Here is a 16,137-nt window from a genome sequence, read left to right as displayed (position 1 = left end):
GTATCAATCAGGAATGTTTTGTACTCCTTATGGATTTTTGATAATATGTGAACTTTTATTTTCAATCGAATAAGGCCGATCATATTGTAATCTTTTTAAATTTTAGGAGGCATTACCATGACATTAACAGGTAAAGTAAAATGGTTTAACAGCGAAAAAGGTTTCGGTTTCATCGAAGTTGCAGACGGTAGCGACGTGTTCGTTCACTTCTCAGCTATCACTGGCGACGGCTTCAAATCTCTTGACGAAGGTCAAGAAGTTAGCTTCGAAGTTGAAGACGGTAACCGTGGACCTCAAGCTAAAAACGTTGTAAAGCTATAATTCAATCAATAAAAAGGTTGTTACCAGCTCGGTTAACAACCTTTTTAATATATAACTAAAAATTTTTACATAAAAGGAGTGGTTACATGTATCGCAATCGAAAGAACGATGTAGCAGAAGTACCACCAGAACAAACCCCTGTTTGGGAATGTGAATCAGAGGATTGTTTAGGATGGATGAGAAAGAACTTTTCATTTGAAGAAGAGCCTAAATGCCCTTTATGTAAAAGTAGTATGAAAAGTGGAGAACGTTTATTACCTAAAATAGGTTAATTTTTACAAGCCCCTCTTATTTTAAATAAGAGGGGCTTTTTTATTAATAATGAATATCCTCTACATCTGTTCGTACAATAGAATACATTAATGCATCGTGTTGTTTATTTCCTTGATGAATGTATCCGCGTAACAGCCCTTCTTGTTGAAAACCTAATTTAGATAACATATTACACGAAGTTATATTTTCAGGATATGTAATAGCTCCAATTCTAAATAAACCTAAATCTCGAAATCCATACGTAATAATTTCTCGAGCAGCTTCAGAAGCATAACCATTCCCCCAATAACGAGGATGCAAATCATATCCAATCTCTGAGCGTTTACTCCAAAGTTGTAAATTATTTAATCCAATTGTTCCTACTAAAGTATTTGTGTCTTTTAATACAATCCCCCAACGCATTGCCTTTTTCTCAAAGTAATTTTTCGAAAAAGATTCAATCATACGTGAAGCTTGTCCAAATTCAGTAAAAGAATTCATACCGTAATAACACGTTACCTCATCCAATGAGAATATTTCATATATTTTTTGACAATAAGATTGTTCTATTTCAACTAAGCGCAAGCGTTCCGTTTCTAATATAGGAAATGCCATAACCATAGGATCACTCCTTTCTCTCTACTAATTTATTATAGCAGAAAAAGTATTTATAATTAGGAAAGTCCTCAATGTCCCACAAATCAAACATTTCTAGCGACGCTTTTCCTCATTTTCACTTACTAATGAAGCAAATGCACCCGTTCCAATTCCAATATCAATAATCTTTTGCCTCTTATTTAATTGAATCATTTCTTTCGCTTCAAGAGTACTTGAGACTCCCACGACTAAAGTCGCAAGCCCGAATCCTTACGGAATTACGGGTGGGATTCTTGAATGACTAAGCGTTCGCAGTCCATTTCTGTTTTGAACAGCCTTCAAGATGAGGGCATCTCATTGCCCCTCCTAAACCAGACCATATAGGTGCTTAGGCTGATTGACTGTTACCATCAATCACAGTTGCGTAGCGAATATTCATCGCCCCAACGATATCACGGTGTGTCTCAAACCCACATTGACACTTGTACTTTCTGTCTTGTGCCCTGTTCTTTTCAGCGCATTTCGGACAGCTTTGACTTGTATAAGCTGGATTCACATATTCAACCTGAATATCAGCTAATATCGCTTTATATTCAATAAATTTTGACAAACGATAGAATGACCAAGTGTGTAGGTTTTTTTCGTTTTTACGGCTTGTTCTTGCCGTCTGTCTTATATTCGTTAATTGTTCTAATCGAATGACAGAAATATGATTTGCAATCGCAAAATTAATGATTTCACGACTTATTTTATGATCTTTATCTTGCATCCATCTTTGTTCTTTATCATCCAATCGCCGAATCGCATTCACTTTTTTGGCTTTTCCTAATTTCTTACGAATACACCGAAACTTACGCTTCTTACATTTGTTTTGCCTACCATTTCCAAAAAAACGAATCTTATCATCATCTGTGATTGCTACCGCGGGGACCTTAAGACCTAAGTCTACTCCTAAAATTTTCGTTCCTACCCTTTCATTTGTAGGAAGCGTGACAGATATTTGGGCCATCCACTTATTCGATTTCATTGTGATGCGAAGTGTACCTAATTTATGTTTTAACAGATTCAGATTGCGATTGTTTTTATCGCTTAATAAAGCTCGGATTTTTACACGAGTCGATTTTCCATTTCTCTTAAACGGGATTGAAATATGAGTAGAGTCAAATGAATAATTCTGATTGTTCCATACACAAACAGGTCTCTTTAGAATCGGAATGATTTTATAATGGCTTTTCTTTACTTTTGTAGCAAACAAACTTTTTGCGTCTTTAATCGCTTGATTCTTCACCGCACTTGGGATATTTGCTTCAATATCTTTTGTGCTTTTTTTCGTACTTTTCTTTGCTTTAACCATTTCCGATACAAGTGTATTTATAACTTTGATATATTCGTGACTACTTTGTTCTAATAAACGGATTTGTTCTTTTGTTGGAATCAATTTCACTTTCACTGTTAGGGTCTATGACATACGTTTCATCCCCTTGTTTTTTGATTTTCAACATCATTCATTTAATACATTTCTGCAATAGAAACAAAATGAGAACGTGTCCATAAACTTTGCAACTGCATGAGACGAGAAGATTTTTCTCTCAAACACTTTGAACCGTTCTTCTATAATCATTTATTCTCGTTACAATATATCTTTTATTCTCAGAAAATCACAACAAAAATACCTAGAGAAACTACCTATACTTTGGATACTTAAAGTACCACGAACCTTGCGATTTTTAATGGTACTCCGTATCCAACCTCACTTTCATCCCATGCCTAAAGGCAATGGGCTTTCTCGTTCGGAAAGGGCTGTAACAATTACACCCCTCCTGTTACTCTTTTCTCATCCTCACTTAAAAATATATTTTATTCTTTTCATTTCTATCACTCCGCTCGTACTAAGCTATTTTATAATTTCGATACCATATCCTCCTTTCCCTTCTAAAACGACAACCTAATTCATACATTCATGTTAAAATATAGAAAAAAGTTTTTTTATTATGGAGGTGTAAAATTCCTATGTATATTTTCATCGGCTTATCCCTCTTGCTCATTTTACTCATTTTTTTATTCGCAAAAAAATTCACACCAAACTCATTCATGATGACTAGTTTTAAAGGAAATAGCTTTACTACATTTTCAGTTGGTATATTAATCGCTGCCATACTCTCTCTTTCATACGGAATGTATCACGCTGCAACATATCAACCTAGATATTTAGATATTAAATTACAAAATCAAAATTTTACTGTTTTCGGTAATGTTGGTGAGTTTGGTTATTTCTCAGAAGAATTACTAAAAAAAGATGCAGAAGTTGAACTGTATTTTGTCTCTTGGGAAACAATACAATTAAATAATCCAGAAATAATAGTAGACTACCCTTCAGGCAAACAGAAAACATGGAAGCCTAATATAACAATAATACCTACAAATAAATTACAAGAAGAACATAATATTAAAGAACTTTATCAACTCTCACCGTATTCCTTTGAAGAATCTGGAAAAATAATATTAACTATTAAAGAAAATAAAACATCTCATAAAAAGATTGCAATTAATGTGAAATAATTACAAATAAAATGTCCCTCCAACATAATGGAGGGACACTTTATTTACATATGTATTTAATATTATTATTTTGACTGTTCATTCAATGTCGCAATTATTTCATTGGCAGTATTCTTTCCGTTTCCAATACAAGCACCAATTCCTACACCGTAATATGAAGCTCCAGCTAAGTATACATTAGGATAAAGAGCGGCCAATTTTTCTTGTAATGATTGAACAGCTTGATTATGTTCTAAATGATATTTCGGCATTAAATCTTTCCAATTTGTAACTTCAATTACTTCTGGTTCACCTTGAATTCCAAGACTCTTTTCAATATCATATAAAGCTACTCGTACTAATTCCTCTTCACTATAACTTTTGATCGTTTCATATACTGGATTAGTGCTCTTATAAAACATTCTTACTAATAACTTTTGTTTACCCGATGTATGTTTCCACTTCCTGCTTGTCCATGTGCAAGCATCACAATGTAAATCACTGTTTTCCGTTACGATAAAACCTGTACCGTCAGCCGGTAGTTGTTCATCTAGTATGTCAAAACCTAAGTAAATACTAATAAGAGATGAGTTTTTAAACTTATTAAACTGCTCATTTAACTCATTAGACTGTAATAAAGCTTGTGCGATATCATGTGGAGCTGCTAAAACGACATAGTCAGCTTGTATTGTCTCATGATTTGCAAAAGAAACCTCATACCGATCCCCTTTTTTACTTATCGATGTTGTTACAGCACCTTTTTTAATTACAGTCTCCGTCAGCACTTCTTCTAAGCGATTAATAATCGTAGATAGTCCACTTTTAAATGATACAAATTTTTTATTTCCTGCTGATTGAAATTGTTTTTTATTCTCTTCAAAACCTTTAATAATACTTCCGTATTTATTTTTATACTCAAGTAAATATGGTAACGTAGATGCCATTGTAAGCTCATTCAATTTACCGGAATATACACCTGAAAGCACAGGCGCAATTTGTCTTTCCACTAACTCTTTCCCTAAAAAGCTTTCTAAAAATACAGCAAGTGATGTATCCTGTGTAAACTCTTTATTTTTCGTAATAAAATCTTTTAAAGCAACGATTTTCCCTTTTTTTGAGACTAGCGTACTGCTAAATAATGATTCAACACTCATAGGAATCCCAAATATAGTGTCAGCAGGAATTGGTTGTAATATATTATCAGAGTATATGTAAGAAATGCCTGTTTCGTTATATACCATTTCATTTTCTAAATTTAAATCTTTTACAAGCGGCAAAACATGTTCATTACGAGCTACGATAGAATCCGCTCCAGATTCCATAATAAAATCATTTTCTTCCACACTGTGGATTTTACCACCTAAATACTCTTCTTTCTCAATAAGGATTAAATTTAAATCTATATTATAATCCTTCTTTAATTTTTCTAAGTAAAACATAGTAGAAAGTCCAGTAATACCTCCACCGATGACAACGACTGTTTTCATATTTGCTGCGCTCCTAACCGATACATTTAATAAATCCTATTATATTATACCCAAAATTCCTCATATTCGACTAGCAGCTTGCGCATTCTGTAAGAAATTAGACAATATATATGAATAAAAAAGAACTATAACATATTCAACTCACGTCATAGTTCTTTCTATTTTAAAAACATAAACCAGTTTATTAATTTGTCAATTTCTTGGCTGAGTGCTATTACTTTTTCATGTTGAAGTCCATAATTTGAGACTAGATTCAATAATTCTTCTTTTTTCAATTCAATTATTTTTTCTAACTTTACTAACTCCATGTCGTCTTTATTCGCTCCAATTTTAAAATATATGTACTTTAGTATAGCCTACTTACATAATAAGTAAAAGTCTCATACTAATGTAAAATCTTACATATTTGAAAAAATAATATATTACTAACAAAAAAAGAGACTTAAACTAAGTCCCTTATTACAGATCATTATAATTTTCTACCATATTTATTATGTAACACGTCCTTACAATCAGCCCACTTTGGAATCGTATCACTTTCCCAATTTGTAAATTCTAATTCATTCGCTATCTTTTTTGCTATTTTCATGGCTTTTAAATGGCTTCCATTACTACGATACTCTTTCATACATTCCTTATTCTCCCAAACCGTTAGCGTCCAAAACGTATGCCATCCTTCTTTTGCAAATGAAGAATGTATTAAGCCATTCGCTTTATTCGCCTGTAATCCAGCTCTCGTTGTATATATAAAAAAGAACGGTAACATCCTTTTTCCTTTTAGACGCATTCTAGTAACAGAAATAAACATATTCTACATCCTCTCACGTAAAATATTATAAGTTATTACAAAAAACTTTCGTATTTTTATAAATATGTTACTGAAGCTTATGAATACGTGCCAATTACTATTAGTTAGAGACTTTTACTCATTAATATACAACAGAATTTCTCAAATGTTTTATCTTTATATTCTGGAACCCTTGTTAAGTGATCAAAATAACTATATGAAAATTTAAATATGTGCCCAAAATCCCAATTAAATTCACTGTAGTCTTTAAGCCAGAATGCATTATCTAGCGGAAGTGTATCAACTTGTTTTGCTTTTGTGAGAGGTAAACGATCTACAGGAGAATTCAATATTATTTGGGCATTCGGCATTAAATTGCGACTTTTTCTAAGTACATAAACTAGCTTTAATAGTGGTTTTATTCCTCGTTGAAATAATTCTATATGCCCTAAGTCATATAATACATTAATCGCATGTGAAAAGGTAAGCATATGGCCAATTAAATCGTGATGTGATTCCGCCTTATATATAACATGAAATTTTGATAACTCATTTAAAATAAATTTTGATAATTGCTTTGGGTTTTTAATTTCACTTTGAATCTCATCATTACTTATACTTAATTGCTTTACTTCTTTAGTTGTAAAACCAATCCAAGACCTACCGGGAATTGTTTTTTGAAACGATAATATAAGGTTTGCTATATTATTAATATCTTGCTCACTCCCCCAATGACTTAACTCCTTAATGGCTAGTAAACTTAAAGAAGCGTAAATTACATTATGACCAACCCAATGGAGTTCATCAATCGTTTGTTCCAAAGATTTGATTATCGTTTCTTCAGCACTTTGATAATTGACACCTTGTTTATTATCAATTGTTTCGCCTACCCTTTGCTTATGGAGCATCATTTTCGCTTGAGAATAAATGTTACAGGCAGTTGTTTCATCAATGTTATTGTTTTTAGTAAAAAAATAACTAGCAATTGCAGCTGCTCCGAAATGCGCATGCCAAATATCATTTGTTTCTTTTTTGCATTGAGAGATAATTGAAAGTCCATCTTTTAAAACACTTATATTTTCAATCATTACTATCCCTCCTCTAAATCCCAATAAAAAGAGCTTTTCGCCCTCTACAAAGTCGCCAAAAACCCAGGTAAAAACTCTTGAAACGATTCATTTCGATTTATTTCACTTCTGCCAAATCCTTAAAATTTTTCACTCTTTGTTCACCTAAATCATTTTGTTTGATAGTCATGGAACTATCATATTTTTGCTTTTTTCTTTTGTCAAACTTCTTATCTTCTCTAACGTACAAAGTGAAAATCAAATGTGTATGTATTTATGGAAGGTTGATTAATTACAAGTGCGAAGTTTTACGTAATTCAAATTTTCTATTATGTTACCATTTATTTAGTTTGTATCTCTATTTTAAGATAGCTACTACCTTAGCTTAATGAAGGTGTTAACACAAATAAGATATGATTCATTTCGTCACTCTTATTCAAAAATCTATGCTTCACATTCGGTGGAATACGCACAACATCTCCTTCTTCTAAAAAATATTCATTCCCTTCTAATTCCACATACACTTCACCCTTCATTACAACAGCAATTTCTTCTTTATCTTCGTGAGAATAATGACTTTCTGTTGTATTTGCGTGTTCATTTAAATCCATCATTAGCATTTCAATGCGAGCTTTCATAAAGTCTGGTGTTAACACATCATAAACAATATGATCATTATTTTCTCGATATACTTTTTTCCGATCTTTCTTCTTCGAAATAAGCGTGTCTGTATCAATATCATTAATAAAAAGAGTAAATAGCGGTACATTTAATGCTTTCGCTATTAATTCCAATACACTTAAAGAAGGGTTGGCATATCCTCTTTCAATTTGACTAATAAGTGAAGTACTAATTCCTGCATAATCAGCAAATTCACGAATTGTCATATTATTTTTCTTACGATAACTTAAAACAGTTTGACCTAGTCGATAATGAATCATTGTTACAACTTCCTTTCGTCCATCATAATACATCTTTCGTTCCTTTTGTACTGACATACTAAACAGTGGTAATTAATCCTTCCTTATTTTATCTTAGGCTTATATACTAACTTTTGTACATTATATTATATACAGTTTATTATAATAAACAATCTAACGGAGGGACAAACTTTGAAATCACCTATTCTTTCATATTTCACCTTATTTTTCGGTGTGTTCGCCCTATCTACTTCAGCAATCTTCGTAAAAATAGCAGATGCTCCTGTAGCAATCACTGCTTTTTATCGATTATTGTTTGCTACGGCAATTCTTTTACCATTTCTAATATTTAATACAAACAATCGAAGCGAACTTCGCTCATTATCAAAAAAACAATGGGGATTTGGACTCTCATCTGGATTATTTTTAGCAGCTCATTATGTACTATGGTTTGAATCCTTACAATATACTTCTGTAGCAAGCTCTACAGTTATCGTAACGTTACAACCTTTATTCTCAATGATTGGTGGTTATTTTTTATTTAAGGAAAGGTTTACGAAAGGTGCGATTGTAGGCTGCCTTATTGCAATTTCAGGAAGTATCGTGATTGGGTGGCAAGATTTTCAAATTAATGGCGAGGCTTTATACGGCGATATTTTAGCTTTTATTGCTGCTGGCGTCATAACAGCTTACTTTTTCATTAGTCAACATGTTCGTAAAGACCTATCCCTAATACCATACTCGGTAATTAGTTATGGTAGTAGTTCACTCTTTCTCGGTATATTTGCTTACACACAGCAGTCATCTTTCTTCAATTACACTGCACAAACATGGTGGTCCTTTATAGGTCTTGCATTCATTGCAACGATTTTAGGACAAACAATTTTCAATTGGTTATTAAAATGGATGAGTGCTACGGTTATCTCGATGAGTATTTTGGGAGAAACAATTGGAACTTGTATGCTAGCCTATTTCATTTTAGATGAAACAATTTCTTTACAGCAAGGACTAGGAATTCTACTTATTTTCATTGGATTAGCACTATTTTTATTACAACCGAAACAATCAAATCACAATTTATAAACAAGAAAAGCATGGCATTAGTTTGCCATGCTTTTCTTGTTTATTTATTATTGTGGGGATTGTTCCACCTGCTTTTGCTTTAGCCTTTGCTCCAATACATGAATCATGAAGAGGAAATGCTCTGCTTCTCTTGTAACGTGATCAGCAAGCAATGGATTTATGACATTTCGGATTTGACATGTTTGAATTAACTCTAATCCTGCCTTTTTAAAATCCCTTAACTCAACAGTAGCATTTTCACTATCTTTATTCATTTTCCCTATAATTGGATATGTCGGCTCTTTTTGATATAACATTGATTCAACATCTCTAGCTTGGTTAAGCAGAATTTCGAAATCATCACCGAATTTCAACGCTGTATGAACAAGATTTCTTTCCGATTGATCCAGTAATGATCCAATAAAACGTGAGTGTTCCATCATAATACGCAGCCAGAAAACATTCTCACTAATAATCGCATCTTGAATAGGATCCATTTTCCCTTCGTTAAACTTTTGAAGTGTCCGCATAAAATATTCTGCTTCTCGTGCAACATGATCCACTAAAAGTGGGAAATTAAACCCTTTCACTTTACAATTGATGATTAAAATTAGTAAATTTCTTTTATAATTACGAAAAGCATACACTAACTGAATGCTTTCTTCATTTAATTGCCTTACCGCTTGAACAGTTTGTGGAATAGTAAATGCTTTTTGCAGCTGCCTATCAAACTGATTATAAAATTGCTCTACCTGCTGAATTAAATTTTTATCGTTACGATTAAACCCCTCACCAAGAAACAAAGCATGCTCTTTCATAATACGTAACCAAAATCTATTTTCAGTTATAGATCGTTCAATAAATAATTGTTCTGTTAATGATTCAGATGGAGCTGCTTTCAATTCCGGTGGCAACAGCATAGCCCGCTGTGGGTCCATAATAAAATGTCCAGGAATAGGCTGGTCTGTAGACATTACAATCACTCCTTATTCCTTGAATGCGCTATTATGCTATGTATGAAAATAAATAAAATATAAATAAATTGTTATGATCATTTTTTCAAGGTTTTTGAATTTTTCACATATGCATTTCCCTATCTCATACTTTTGTTGCCTGGCGCAGATTGATCTACACCTTTAATAAGTTTTGTTCATTCCCCTTACACATAGAAATAGATTCTATTAAGTCATATGCTTTCCGGATCAAGATGATTCCTAATGCTTCATCTGTTAAAATATCCGTTTAATAAAAATTGCTCTTTACTTTTAATAAACTAAAAAAGCATGGCGTCCTTTTGCCATACTTTTTTCAAAACAAATCGATATTTCCGTTCAATTTACACCTCTATTTATTATGTACAATCAAACCATTTGGTCTAAAACGACTCATCATGATTTCGTTAACAAATTTCCCATGAGCCTTCAAATTCCCAACCTTTACACCCTCTTCGATAAATCCAAATTTTTCATATAATACTTTGGCTCTAGGATTCGTTTCTAATACACCAAGCTCCACTCGCTCTAACATTAGCCAATTATCAGCTAAATCAAGCATTTTTGTAAGAAGTGCTTTTCCAATTCCCTTATTGTGATATTCACTATCTACTCCGATGAATAAATCACCCGAGTGAGATCTTCGTCCTGGACTTTGGGTTAAACCGACAAATCCAACAACTTCTCCATCATATTCTGCTACAAATTCAAATTGATTCTGTGCTAAATTTCGAATTCTATTCTCCATTGCATCTACACGCATACTAGGTAGGAAAACCATATATGGTAAAACATCATCTTGAATGCATATACGATGAATTGCTCTAGCATCCTGTGTTTCTACTGCTCTAACGTTAATCCCCATCTTTCTCCCCTCCATTCAATTATCATATTCTAATATCCAATATTAAAATCCTGCCTACCCTTATTTCTTTGTGTTATTTTTATATAATTATTTCGATATAATATTCATTTTTTGAACATCATCTCTTATATTCTCTCGTTCAAAATAAAAAAAACACTTAGAAGATACTAAGTGTTTTTTTGTTTAATTTTTCACCCGATTATACAACTCAAGCAGTTCTTCTACTGGAATACCGTTTATTTTCATACCAGTTATATTACAATTTTCTATCTCAACGTTTTTAAGATTACTGTTACTTATTGTACATCCTTCCAAATCACATCTATCAAATAAAATAGGTTCCTTTTCCGCTCCAAGATTTGTATTCTTGAATTGAACTCCACCTAAAGTCACCAAATTAAATTTACTGCCCGAAAGATTTAAATCTGCATATGAGGAGTTCCTTAAATTTATATTTTTAAACTTTGATTGACTTAAATTACAATTACTCATATTAATATTCATTACATTGCTATAAATAAATGAGCTATCTTTTAAATTCACTTGATAATACTCTGAATTTGCCAAATTACAGTTTTCGTATTGCTCACTTTTCATATCTTTATTTTTAACTAAGTTTTCTTCGCTTAAAGCTGTCTTTATTTTTTTCACATAACAATACTCATCTTCCGTTTCAAAAATTGTTTCATAGCCCATTTTTTTATAAAAATGGTGATTATTAATTTGTCTACTAGACGTCTCAAGATCCCAAATTCTTACGCTTGGAAACTCTTCTTCTATAAAATCAATAACCTGTGCTCCAATTCCTATTCCTTGATGTTTAGGATCTACAAATATACGATCAATTCTACCGTAAGACTTACCAGTAATCGTAACTATAATTCCACCAATTATTTCTTCACCCATTATCACTTTGAAAGAATCCAATTCTTCAATCGAATACATAGTCATCTCAATTGAAGAATATCCTGGTGGTTGAATGTTATAATCAATTACACCCTCTTGGCCACATAGCCATTGTTTTGCTTCTTCATCGAATGTCCTTTTCATTATTTCTGTTAACTTTTCAGCATCTAAAATTGTAGCTTTTTCAATAAATATCATAGCCATTTCGAATCCCCCTTAATATCGCCTAAAAGTAATTATAAAATAAAGAACATTAAAATAAAATGTTCTTTATTTATTAATTGATTCAATACAATTAGACCCACATAACATAAAAGCTCTAAATCGTGAACATTAATAAAAGTCCACGATTTAGAGCTTTTATATATTTTTTGTCGTTTCTTCGTTATGCACCTTCCGTACCATAGTCTTCAATGGTTAGCTTTACATTATATTTGATTGGTGTCTTACTAAATACTTTATCCCAATCCTTTTCAACTTTCTTCCATACTTTTGGATACTTGATTTTCAAACGAGTATTAAAGCCAGCAACATCAGTTTTATATTCCTTTTGAATTTTTTGTAATGTATGTTTCACTAATCGCTTCACTTCTTGTTGGGCAGATTGCTCCGTCCTTTTGAGAAATGTATTTTTAAAAGCTTCCTCTGACTCAGACCAGTTTTCGGATAACCGGCCCACAGACTGCACATTGACATCGAATGAGATTTTATCCCCTTTAACATGGGGCGTAATTTTACTTTTCATAGATTTCACTTCATACATAACTAATTTTTTTGTCTTTTTATCATAACTTTTCACCAAGCCACTTTTCCCTTTTGCAGTTATCCACATTAAGCCTTCTAATTCATTCTCGTTTAAAAAACCACGAAGTTTTTTTGTACGCCCCTTAATTACAGCAGCACCTACATATTTCACTTCTCCGTTTATAGAAATCACATTTGGTAAAAGAAAACTCGCCCCAGATTTCACCTTTCCTGGTAGTTTAGCAAGCGGCATCGGTGGTAAAATTCGTGAGGATCTATATTGATTATCCTCGATATCAATCAAGCGAAATGCTGGAATTTCCCCTGGTTCTTTTGATTGTAACGCATCACTAGCTAGCCCTTTACTAACCATAATAAAACAACTAGGTCTCATCTCATTATCACGAACGTAGATGTCCAATAACTGCGTTAAATTATATGTTCGGGCGATACTTTCACTAACAACTATTACTTTCGTATGATGAAAAATGATAGGCCTTTGCCTTCTTAATGCAACTTCACGTATTGATTGATGAAGAGAATCTCCTGTTTCTGCAACATTCATATAAGCTTTTTGTTGTGATACTCCACCTTTGCCTCCGTCTGATGATGATTGTGCTTTAACAAATTGGTAGGTGGTTGTTATTAAATTCTTCTTTTTATATCCGCCGCCCTTTTCTTCAATTTCTTTCTCAATCTTTGTTTCTTTTTCTTTATCTACTGCTATACCTACGGCGAAACCTAACTCCTCAATTTCATGACTACTCCAGCATCCTGTAAGTAATAAGAGAAAAACGATTGATGTTATTCTTATAATAATTTTTCTACCTTTAACATTTTGGTTCATGCTTTTTTTTCCTCCCCTTCGAAATCATTAGGAGAAGAATCGGAAGAATACCAAATAATATTATCGCTGCGTTACTAATCAAATTTCCAAATTCAAATAACTCATTTATGTTTTTCGGAATTGCGGCAACGATATAAATTACTGGGAGTAATCCATACAAAAAGGAATGAATATTTTTATTAAAGAGCTGTGCTAACCCTAAAGCAGCTGCATAATAACAGATTGTATATGTTGCAAAGATTTGCATAATCCATATCACTAATAGCAAAGATTCGAACCGTTCAAAAATTAAACCTTGAATTTCAAAACTTCTCATAAGATCAATTGTAGGCCATGTTCTCATCAATACCCCATCGATAGAAAATGCACCAATAACCATTACAACTGTGATGACATAAAAAAGTAAAGGAATCATAGTGCCAATTATTACAACCCTTACACCTTGAGATGGCTTCTTCATAAAGGCTAAAAGTAACAACATAATTTCAGCACCCGAATATGCCATAGTTGTTGTTTTTAGGCCTTTTAATGCCGGAACAATCCCTAATCCTAATACAGGACGAAGATTATCGAGTTCAAATATTCCTATACTCATAAAAGATGTCACTAAGAAAATAAAAACTGTAATTGGAAAAATAATTTCAAATAAACGTGCTATCGCATTTATTCCGCCTAAATTTAAATATAGACTTATCCACATGAATGGCATAATAATAGCCCAGTCAGGCGTACCTTCTAGTAGAAAGAAACTTGTTATACCTTCCAACGTTCTAAGTTCAAATGACGAAAGTGTAAAAAAGTAACTGATAATCAATAAACTAATTAACACCCCAAACCATTTCCCTACAAGTTCTTGGCTATATTGATAAAATGTTTTTTCAGGAAATTGTTGACTTAACTTCACGATAATTACACCCGCAACCATCGCAATTAATCCACCTAAAATAACAGTTATCCAAACATCAGGTGTATTCACTTTCTCAGCCGCGGTTCTAGGTAAAGTGAGAATTCCGATAGCAAGTATATAATTGATAAGAATAACAGCTGCTTGTGAAGTAGGAATTTTATCCTTTGAGTTAGTAATCATTCCTCTTCACTTCCTTTCCGTACATAGTCTTTTAAATTCAACATTTTTGGACGTCGCTTCATCATCTGAATTGGCATACGAACAATAAAATCCTTCCAATCGGTAAATTGATATAAGACAGCCGGGCTAGCATAAGGTACACCAAAACTTTTAAGCCTTGAAATATGACTGCATATAAATAAGAAAAATAGAATAACTCCATATAATCCGAATATAGCAGCGAAAAACATAGCTACAAAGCGAAGAATACGTAATGGAATTGCTGTACTATAATGAGAAAGTGCAAAAGAAGAAATAGCTGTGGCCGCCACAACAATTACCATTATTGGACTCACAATTCCAGCTGATACAGCTGATTGCCCAATGATTAATCCTCCTACAATTCCCATCGCTGAACCAATAGGCTTAGGTAGTCGTAGCCCTGCTTCTCGTAAAATTTCAATTGCAATTTCCATAAATAATCCTTCTATAATTGCAGGAAACGGGACGCCTTCTCGCCCTCCTATAATTGAAATGGCTAACTTAGTTGGAATCAATCCAGGATGGAATGAAATAAATGAAATGTACAGAGCGGGAGCAAATAGAGAAATAATAGCCGTTCCAAAGCGCAATAACCGAATCAGCGTACCTGGTATCCAGCGTTCATAATAATCTTCGGGTGATTGCATCATCATACTAAATGTAACCGGAACAATTAATACAAAAGGTGTTCCATCTAATAAAATTGCAACCCTTCCTTCCATTAATGCAGCGATAACTTTATCAGGACGTTCCGTACTCTGTACTTGCGGGAAAGGACTAAGATAATTATCTTCAATAAGTTGTTCTATATAACCTGATTCTGGCACATTATCAATATTAATTTTCTCAATTCTCTTCTTAACTTCTTCTACTAATTCTGGATCAGCAATCTCTTTCATAAAGGCAACAACCAAGTCTTTCTTAGCCCGTTCTCCTACATGAAATTTCACTAATGATAATCCTTCATTTTCACCGTGTAACCGTAACAAAGCAGTATTGTCCGATAAAACTTCTGTGAAACCTACCCGTGGACCCCTAACCGATCCCTCTGATATTGGCTCTTCAATATTACGTGTTTTTCCTTTTTTTGTATTAAGTATTAATACATCTGATAATCCATCAATTAATAATGCCGTTGAACCCATTAACACCTTTGACATCATTTTTTGCACAGATTGTACTTCTTCCACTCCACTAATAGGAAGAACTCGGTTTTTAATAAACTCTTTTGAAACACTATCTTTCATATTAGATGATTCATCTTTATACTCATCAGGAAAATTACACATTAATGATTTCATAATGTGCATATCAATAAGATCTTTATCTGACAGCCCTTCTACAAAAACAAGAACTGCGCGGATGCTAGTCCCGCCGATATTAAACTCTCGACAATAAACGTCCGAATTATCAAGAGCCTCTTTTTTTATTACCTCTAAATCTAAGTTGAAATCACCTGTAAAGTGGTTTTCAGAAACTTTTGTCGCGTTATTCTCATATGTATTTCCCTGTTCTTGGCTTTGATTAACTATTGAATCCTGCGCTTTCACCTTCATCACTCTTTCTCCAAAAAAGCTTCTTATACCACTCTTCTTTACATATCAATATTTGTTTTCACTTGAATATAGTTTGTTATATTATTCT

Annotated in this window: 17 protein-coding genes; 4 read left to right on the top strand and 13 right to left on the bottom strand. The window is 32.9% G+C overall.

Annotated elements, in window-relative coordinates:
* The first annotated feature begins 117 nt into the window (after positions 1-117).
* Both cspD and MHB76_RS11665 read left to right on the top strand, forming a co-directional pair.
* On the top strand, positions 118-321 hold the full coding sequence (gene cspD, locus MHB76_RS11670; RefSeq protein ID WP_002012849.1) for a cold-shock protein CspD: 204 nt from the start codon (positions 118-120) through the stop codon (positions 319-321).
* An 86-nt stretch (positions 322-407) separates the two neighbouring features.
* On the top strand, positions 408-593 hold the full coding sequence (locus MHB76_RS11665; protein ID WP_000286202.1) for a cold-shock protein: 186 nt from the start codon (positions 408-410) through the stop codon (positions 591-593).
* Between the two features lie 43 nt (positions 594-636).
* Here MHB76_RS11665 and MHB76_RS11660 read toward each other — a convergent pair whose 3' ends face one another.
* Positions 637-1,188, bottom strand: a complete 552-nt coding sequence (locus MHB76_RS11660) for a GNAT family N-acetyltransferase (protein ID WP_033710605.1) — start codon at positions 1,186-1,188, stop codon at positions 637-639.
* Positions 1,189-1,558: 370 nt separating this feature from the next.
* Positions 1,559-2,620, bottom strand: coding sequence for a transposase (locus MHB76_RS11655; RefSeq protein ID WP_340986545.1), 1,062 nt, complete (start codon positions 2,618-2,620; stop codon positions 1,559-1,561).
* Positions 2,621-3,180: 560 nt separating this feature from the next.
* Here MHB76_RS11655 and MHB76_RS11650 point away from each other — a divergent pair.
* Positions 3,181-3,729, top strand: coding sequence for a hypothetical protein (locus MHB76_RS11650; protein ID WP_340986543.1), 549 nt, complete (start codon positions 3,181-3,183; stop codon positions 3,727-3,729).
* A gap of 65 nt (positions 3,730-3,794) precedes the next feature.
* On the opposite strand, the gene MHB76_RS11645 is transcribed toward MHB76_RS11650, so the two are convergent.
* The 5 genes from MHB76_RS11645 to MHB76_RS11625 all read right to left on the bottom strand — a co-directional run bounded on the left by MHB76_RS11645 (position 3,795) and on the right by MHB76_RS11625 (position 8,047).
* Positions 3,795-5,195 (bottom strand): protoporphyrinogen oxidase, encoded by a 1,401-nt coding sequence (locus tag MHB76_RS11645; protein ID WP_340986541.1) that lies wholly within the window; start codon positions 5,193-5,195, stop codon positions 3,795-3,797.
* A gap of 158 nt (positions 5,196-5,353) precedes the next feature.
* Complete coding sequence (locus MHB76_RS11640) at positions 5,354-5,503, bottom strand: aspartyl-phosphate phosphatase Spo0E family protein (RefSeq protein WP_002012842.1); 150 nt, start codon at positions 5,501-5,503, stop codon at positions 5,354-5,356.
* Positions 5,504-5,664: 161 nt separating this feature from the next.
* Positions 5,665-6,003 carry a hypothetical protein gene (locus MHB76_RS11635; protein ID WP_078174342.1) on the bottom strand — a complete coding sequence of 113 codons (339 nt, stop codon included), beginning with the start codon at positions 6,001-6,003 and terminating at the stop codon, positions 5,665-5,667.
* A gap of 104 nt (positions 6,004-6,107) precedes the next feature.
* Positions 6,108-7,067: a hypothetical protein gene (locus MHB76_RS11630; protein ID WP_078174406.1), complete on the bottom strand. Its 960-nt coding sequence runs from the start codon at positions 7,065-7,067 to the stop codon at positions 6,108-6,110.
* Between the two features lie 362 nt (positions 7,068-7,429).
* Positions 7,430-8,047 (bottom strand): helix-turn-helix domain-containing protein, encoded by a 618-nt coding sequence (locus tag MHB76_RS11625; protein WP_078174341.1) that lies wholly within the window; start codon positions 8,045-8,047, stop codon positions 7,430-7,432.
* Between the two features lie 114 nt (positions 8,048-8,161).
* On the opposite strand from MHB76_RS11625, the gene MHB76_RS11620 reads away from it, so the two are divergent.
* Entirely contained in the window at positions 8,162-9,052 is an 891-nt protein-coding gene (locus tag MHB76_RS11620; RefSeq protein ID WP_078174340.1) for a DMT family transporter, read from the top strand.
* A gap of 47 nt (positions 9,053-9,099) precedes the next feature.
* On the opposite strand, the gene MHB76_RS11615 is transcribed toward MHB76_RS11620, so the two are convergent.
* The 6 genes from MHB76_RS11615 to MHB76_RS11590 all read right to left on the bottom strand — a co-directional run bounded on the left by MHB76_RS11615 (position 9,100) and on the right by MHB76_RS11590 (position 16,049).
* Positions 9,100-10,005, bottom strand: a complete 906-nt coding sequence (locus tag MHB76_RS11615) for a DUF2935 domain-containing protein (RefSeq protein ID WP_002141730.1) — start codon at positions 10,003-10,005, stop codon at positions 9,100-9,102.
* Positions 10,006-10,375: 370 nt separating this feature from the next.
* Complete coding sequence (locus tag MHB76_RS11610; protein ID WP_002157865.1) at positions 10,376-10,888, bottom strand: GNAT family N-acetyltransferase; 513 nt, start codon at positions 10,886-10,888, stop codon at positions 10,376-10,378.
* Between the two features lie 183 nt (positions 10,889-11,071).
* Positions 11,072-11,998, bottom strand: coding sequence for a GNAT family N-acetyltransferase (locus tag MHB76_RS11605; RefSeq protein WP_078174339.1), 927 nt, complete (start codon positions 11,996-11,998; stop codon positions 11,072-11,074).
* A 181-nt stretch (positions 11,999-12,179) separates the two neighbouring features.
* Positions 12,180-13,385: a Ger(x)C family spore germination protein gene (locus MHB76_RS11600; RefSeq protein WP_016104825.1), complete on the bottom strand. Its 1,206-nt coding sequence runs from the start codon at positions 13,383-13,385 to the stop codon at positions 12,180-12,182.
* Entirely contained in the window at positions 13,369-14,472 is a 1,104-nt protein-coding gene (locus MHB76_RS11595) for a spore germination protein (protein WP_078174338.1), read from the bottom strand. The genes MHB76_RS11600 and MHB76_RS11595 overlap by 17 nt, the downstream gene beginning before the upstream one ends.
* On the bottom strand, positions 14,469-16,049 hold the full coding sequence (locus MHB76_RS11590) for a spore germination protein (RefSeq protein WP_078174337.1): 1,581 nt from the start codon (positions 16,047-16,049) through the stop codon (positions 14,469-14,471). The genes MHB76_RS11595 and MHB76_RS11590 overlap by 4 nt, the downstream gene beginning before the upstream one ends.
* Positions 16,050-16,137 lie beyond the last annotated feature (88 nt).

The organism is Bacillus sp. FSL M7-1345, from assembly GCF_038006985.1.
Lineage (GTDB): Bacteria > Bacillota > Bacilli > Bacillales > Bacillaceae_G > Bacillus_A > Bacillus_A cereus_U.
Note: the sequence above shows the minus strand (reverse complement) of the source record. Positions and strands in the feature narration are given on the sequence as shown.

Bases quoted from the DNA above. Each gene is read 5' to 3' on its own strand.
- MHB76_RS11640 (WP_002012842.1), bottom strand. From the start codon at position 5,503: ATGGAGTTAGTAAAGTTAGAAAAAATAATTGAATTGAAAAAAGAAGAA.
- MHB76_RS11635 (WP_078174342.1), bottom strand. From the start codon at position 6,003: ATGTTTATTTCTGTTACTAGAATGCGTCTAAAAGGAAAAAGGATGTTA.
- MHB76_RS11650 (WP_340986543.1), top strand. From the start codon at position 3,181: ATGTATATTTTCATCGGCTTATCCCTCTTGCTCATTTTACTCATTTTT.
- MHB76_RS11615 (WP_002141730.1), bottom strand. From the start codon at position 10,005: ATGTCTACAGACCAGCCTATTCCTGGACATTTTATTATGGACCCACAG.
- cspD (WP_002012849.1), top strand. From the start codon at position 118: ATGACATTAACAGGTAAAGTAAAATGGTTTAACAGCGAAAAAGGTTTC.
- MHB76_RS11590 (WP_078174337.1), bottom strand. From the start codon at position 16,049: ATGAAGGTGAAAGCGCAGGATTCAATAGTTAATCAAAGCCAAGAACAG.
- MHB76_RS11645 (WP_340986541.1), bottom strand. From the start codon at position 5,195: ATGAAAACAGTCGTTGTCATCGGTGGAGGTATTACTGGACTTTCTACT.
- MHB76_RS11610 (WP_002157865.1), bottom strand. From the start codon at position 10,888: ATGGGGATTAACGTTAGAGCAGTAGAAACACAGGATGCTAGAGCAATT.
- MHB76_RS11665 (WP_000286202.1), top strand. From the start codon at position 408: ATGTATCGCAATCGAAAGAACGATGTAGCAGAAGTACCACCAGAACAA.
- MHB76_RS11595 (WP_078174338.1), bottom strand. From the start codon at position 14,472: ATGATTACTAACTCAAAGGATAAAATTCCTACTTCACAAGCAGCTGTT.
- MHB76_RS11600 (WP_016104825.1), bottom strand. From the start codon at position 13,385: ATGAACCAAAATGTTAAAGGTAGAAAAATTATTATAAGAATAACATCA.
- MHB76_RS11660 (WP_033710605.1), bottom strand. From the start codon at position 1,188: ATGGCATTTCCTATATTAGAAACGGAACGCTTGCGCTTAGTTGAAATA.
- MHB76_RS11625 (WP_078174341.1), bottom strand. From the start codon at position 8,047: ATGTCAGTACAAAAGGAACGAAAGATGTATTATGATGGACGAAAGGAA.
- MHB76_RS11605 (WP_078174339.1), bottom strand. From the start codon at position 11,998: ATGGCTATGATATTTATTGAAAAAGCTACAATTTTAGATGCTGAAAAG.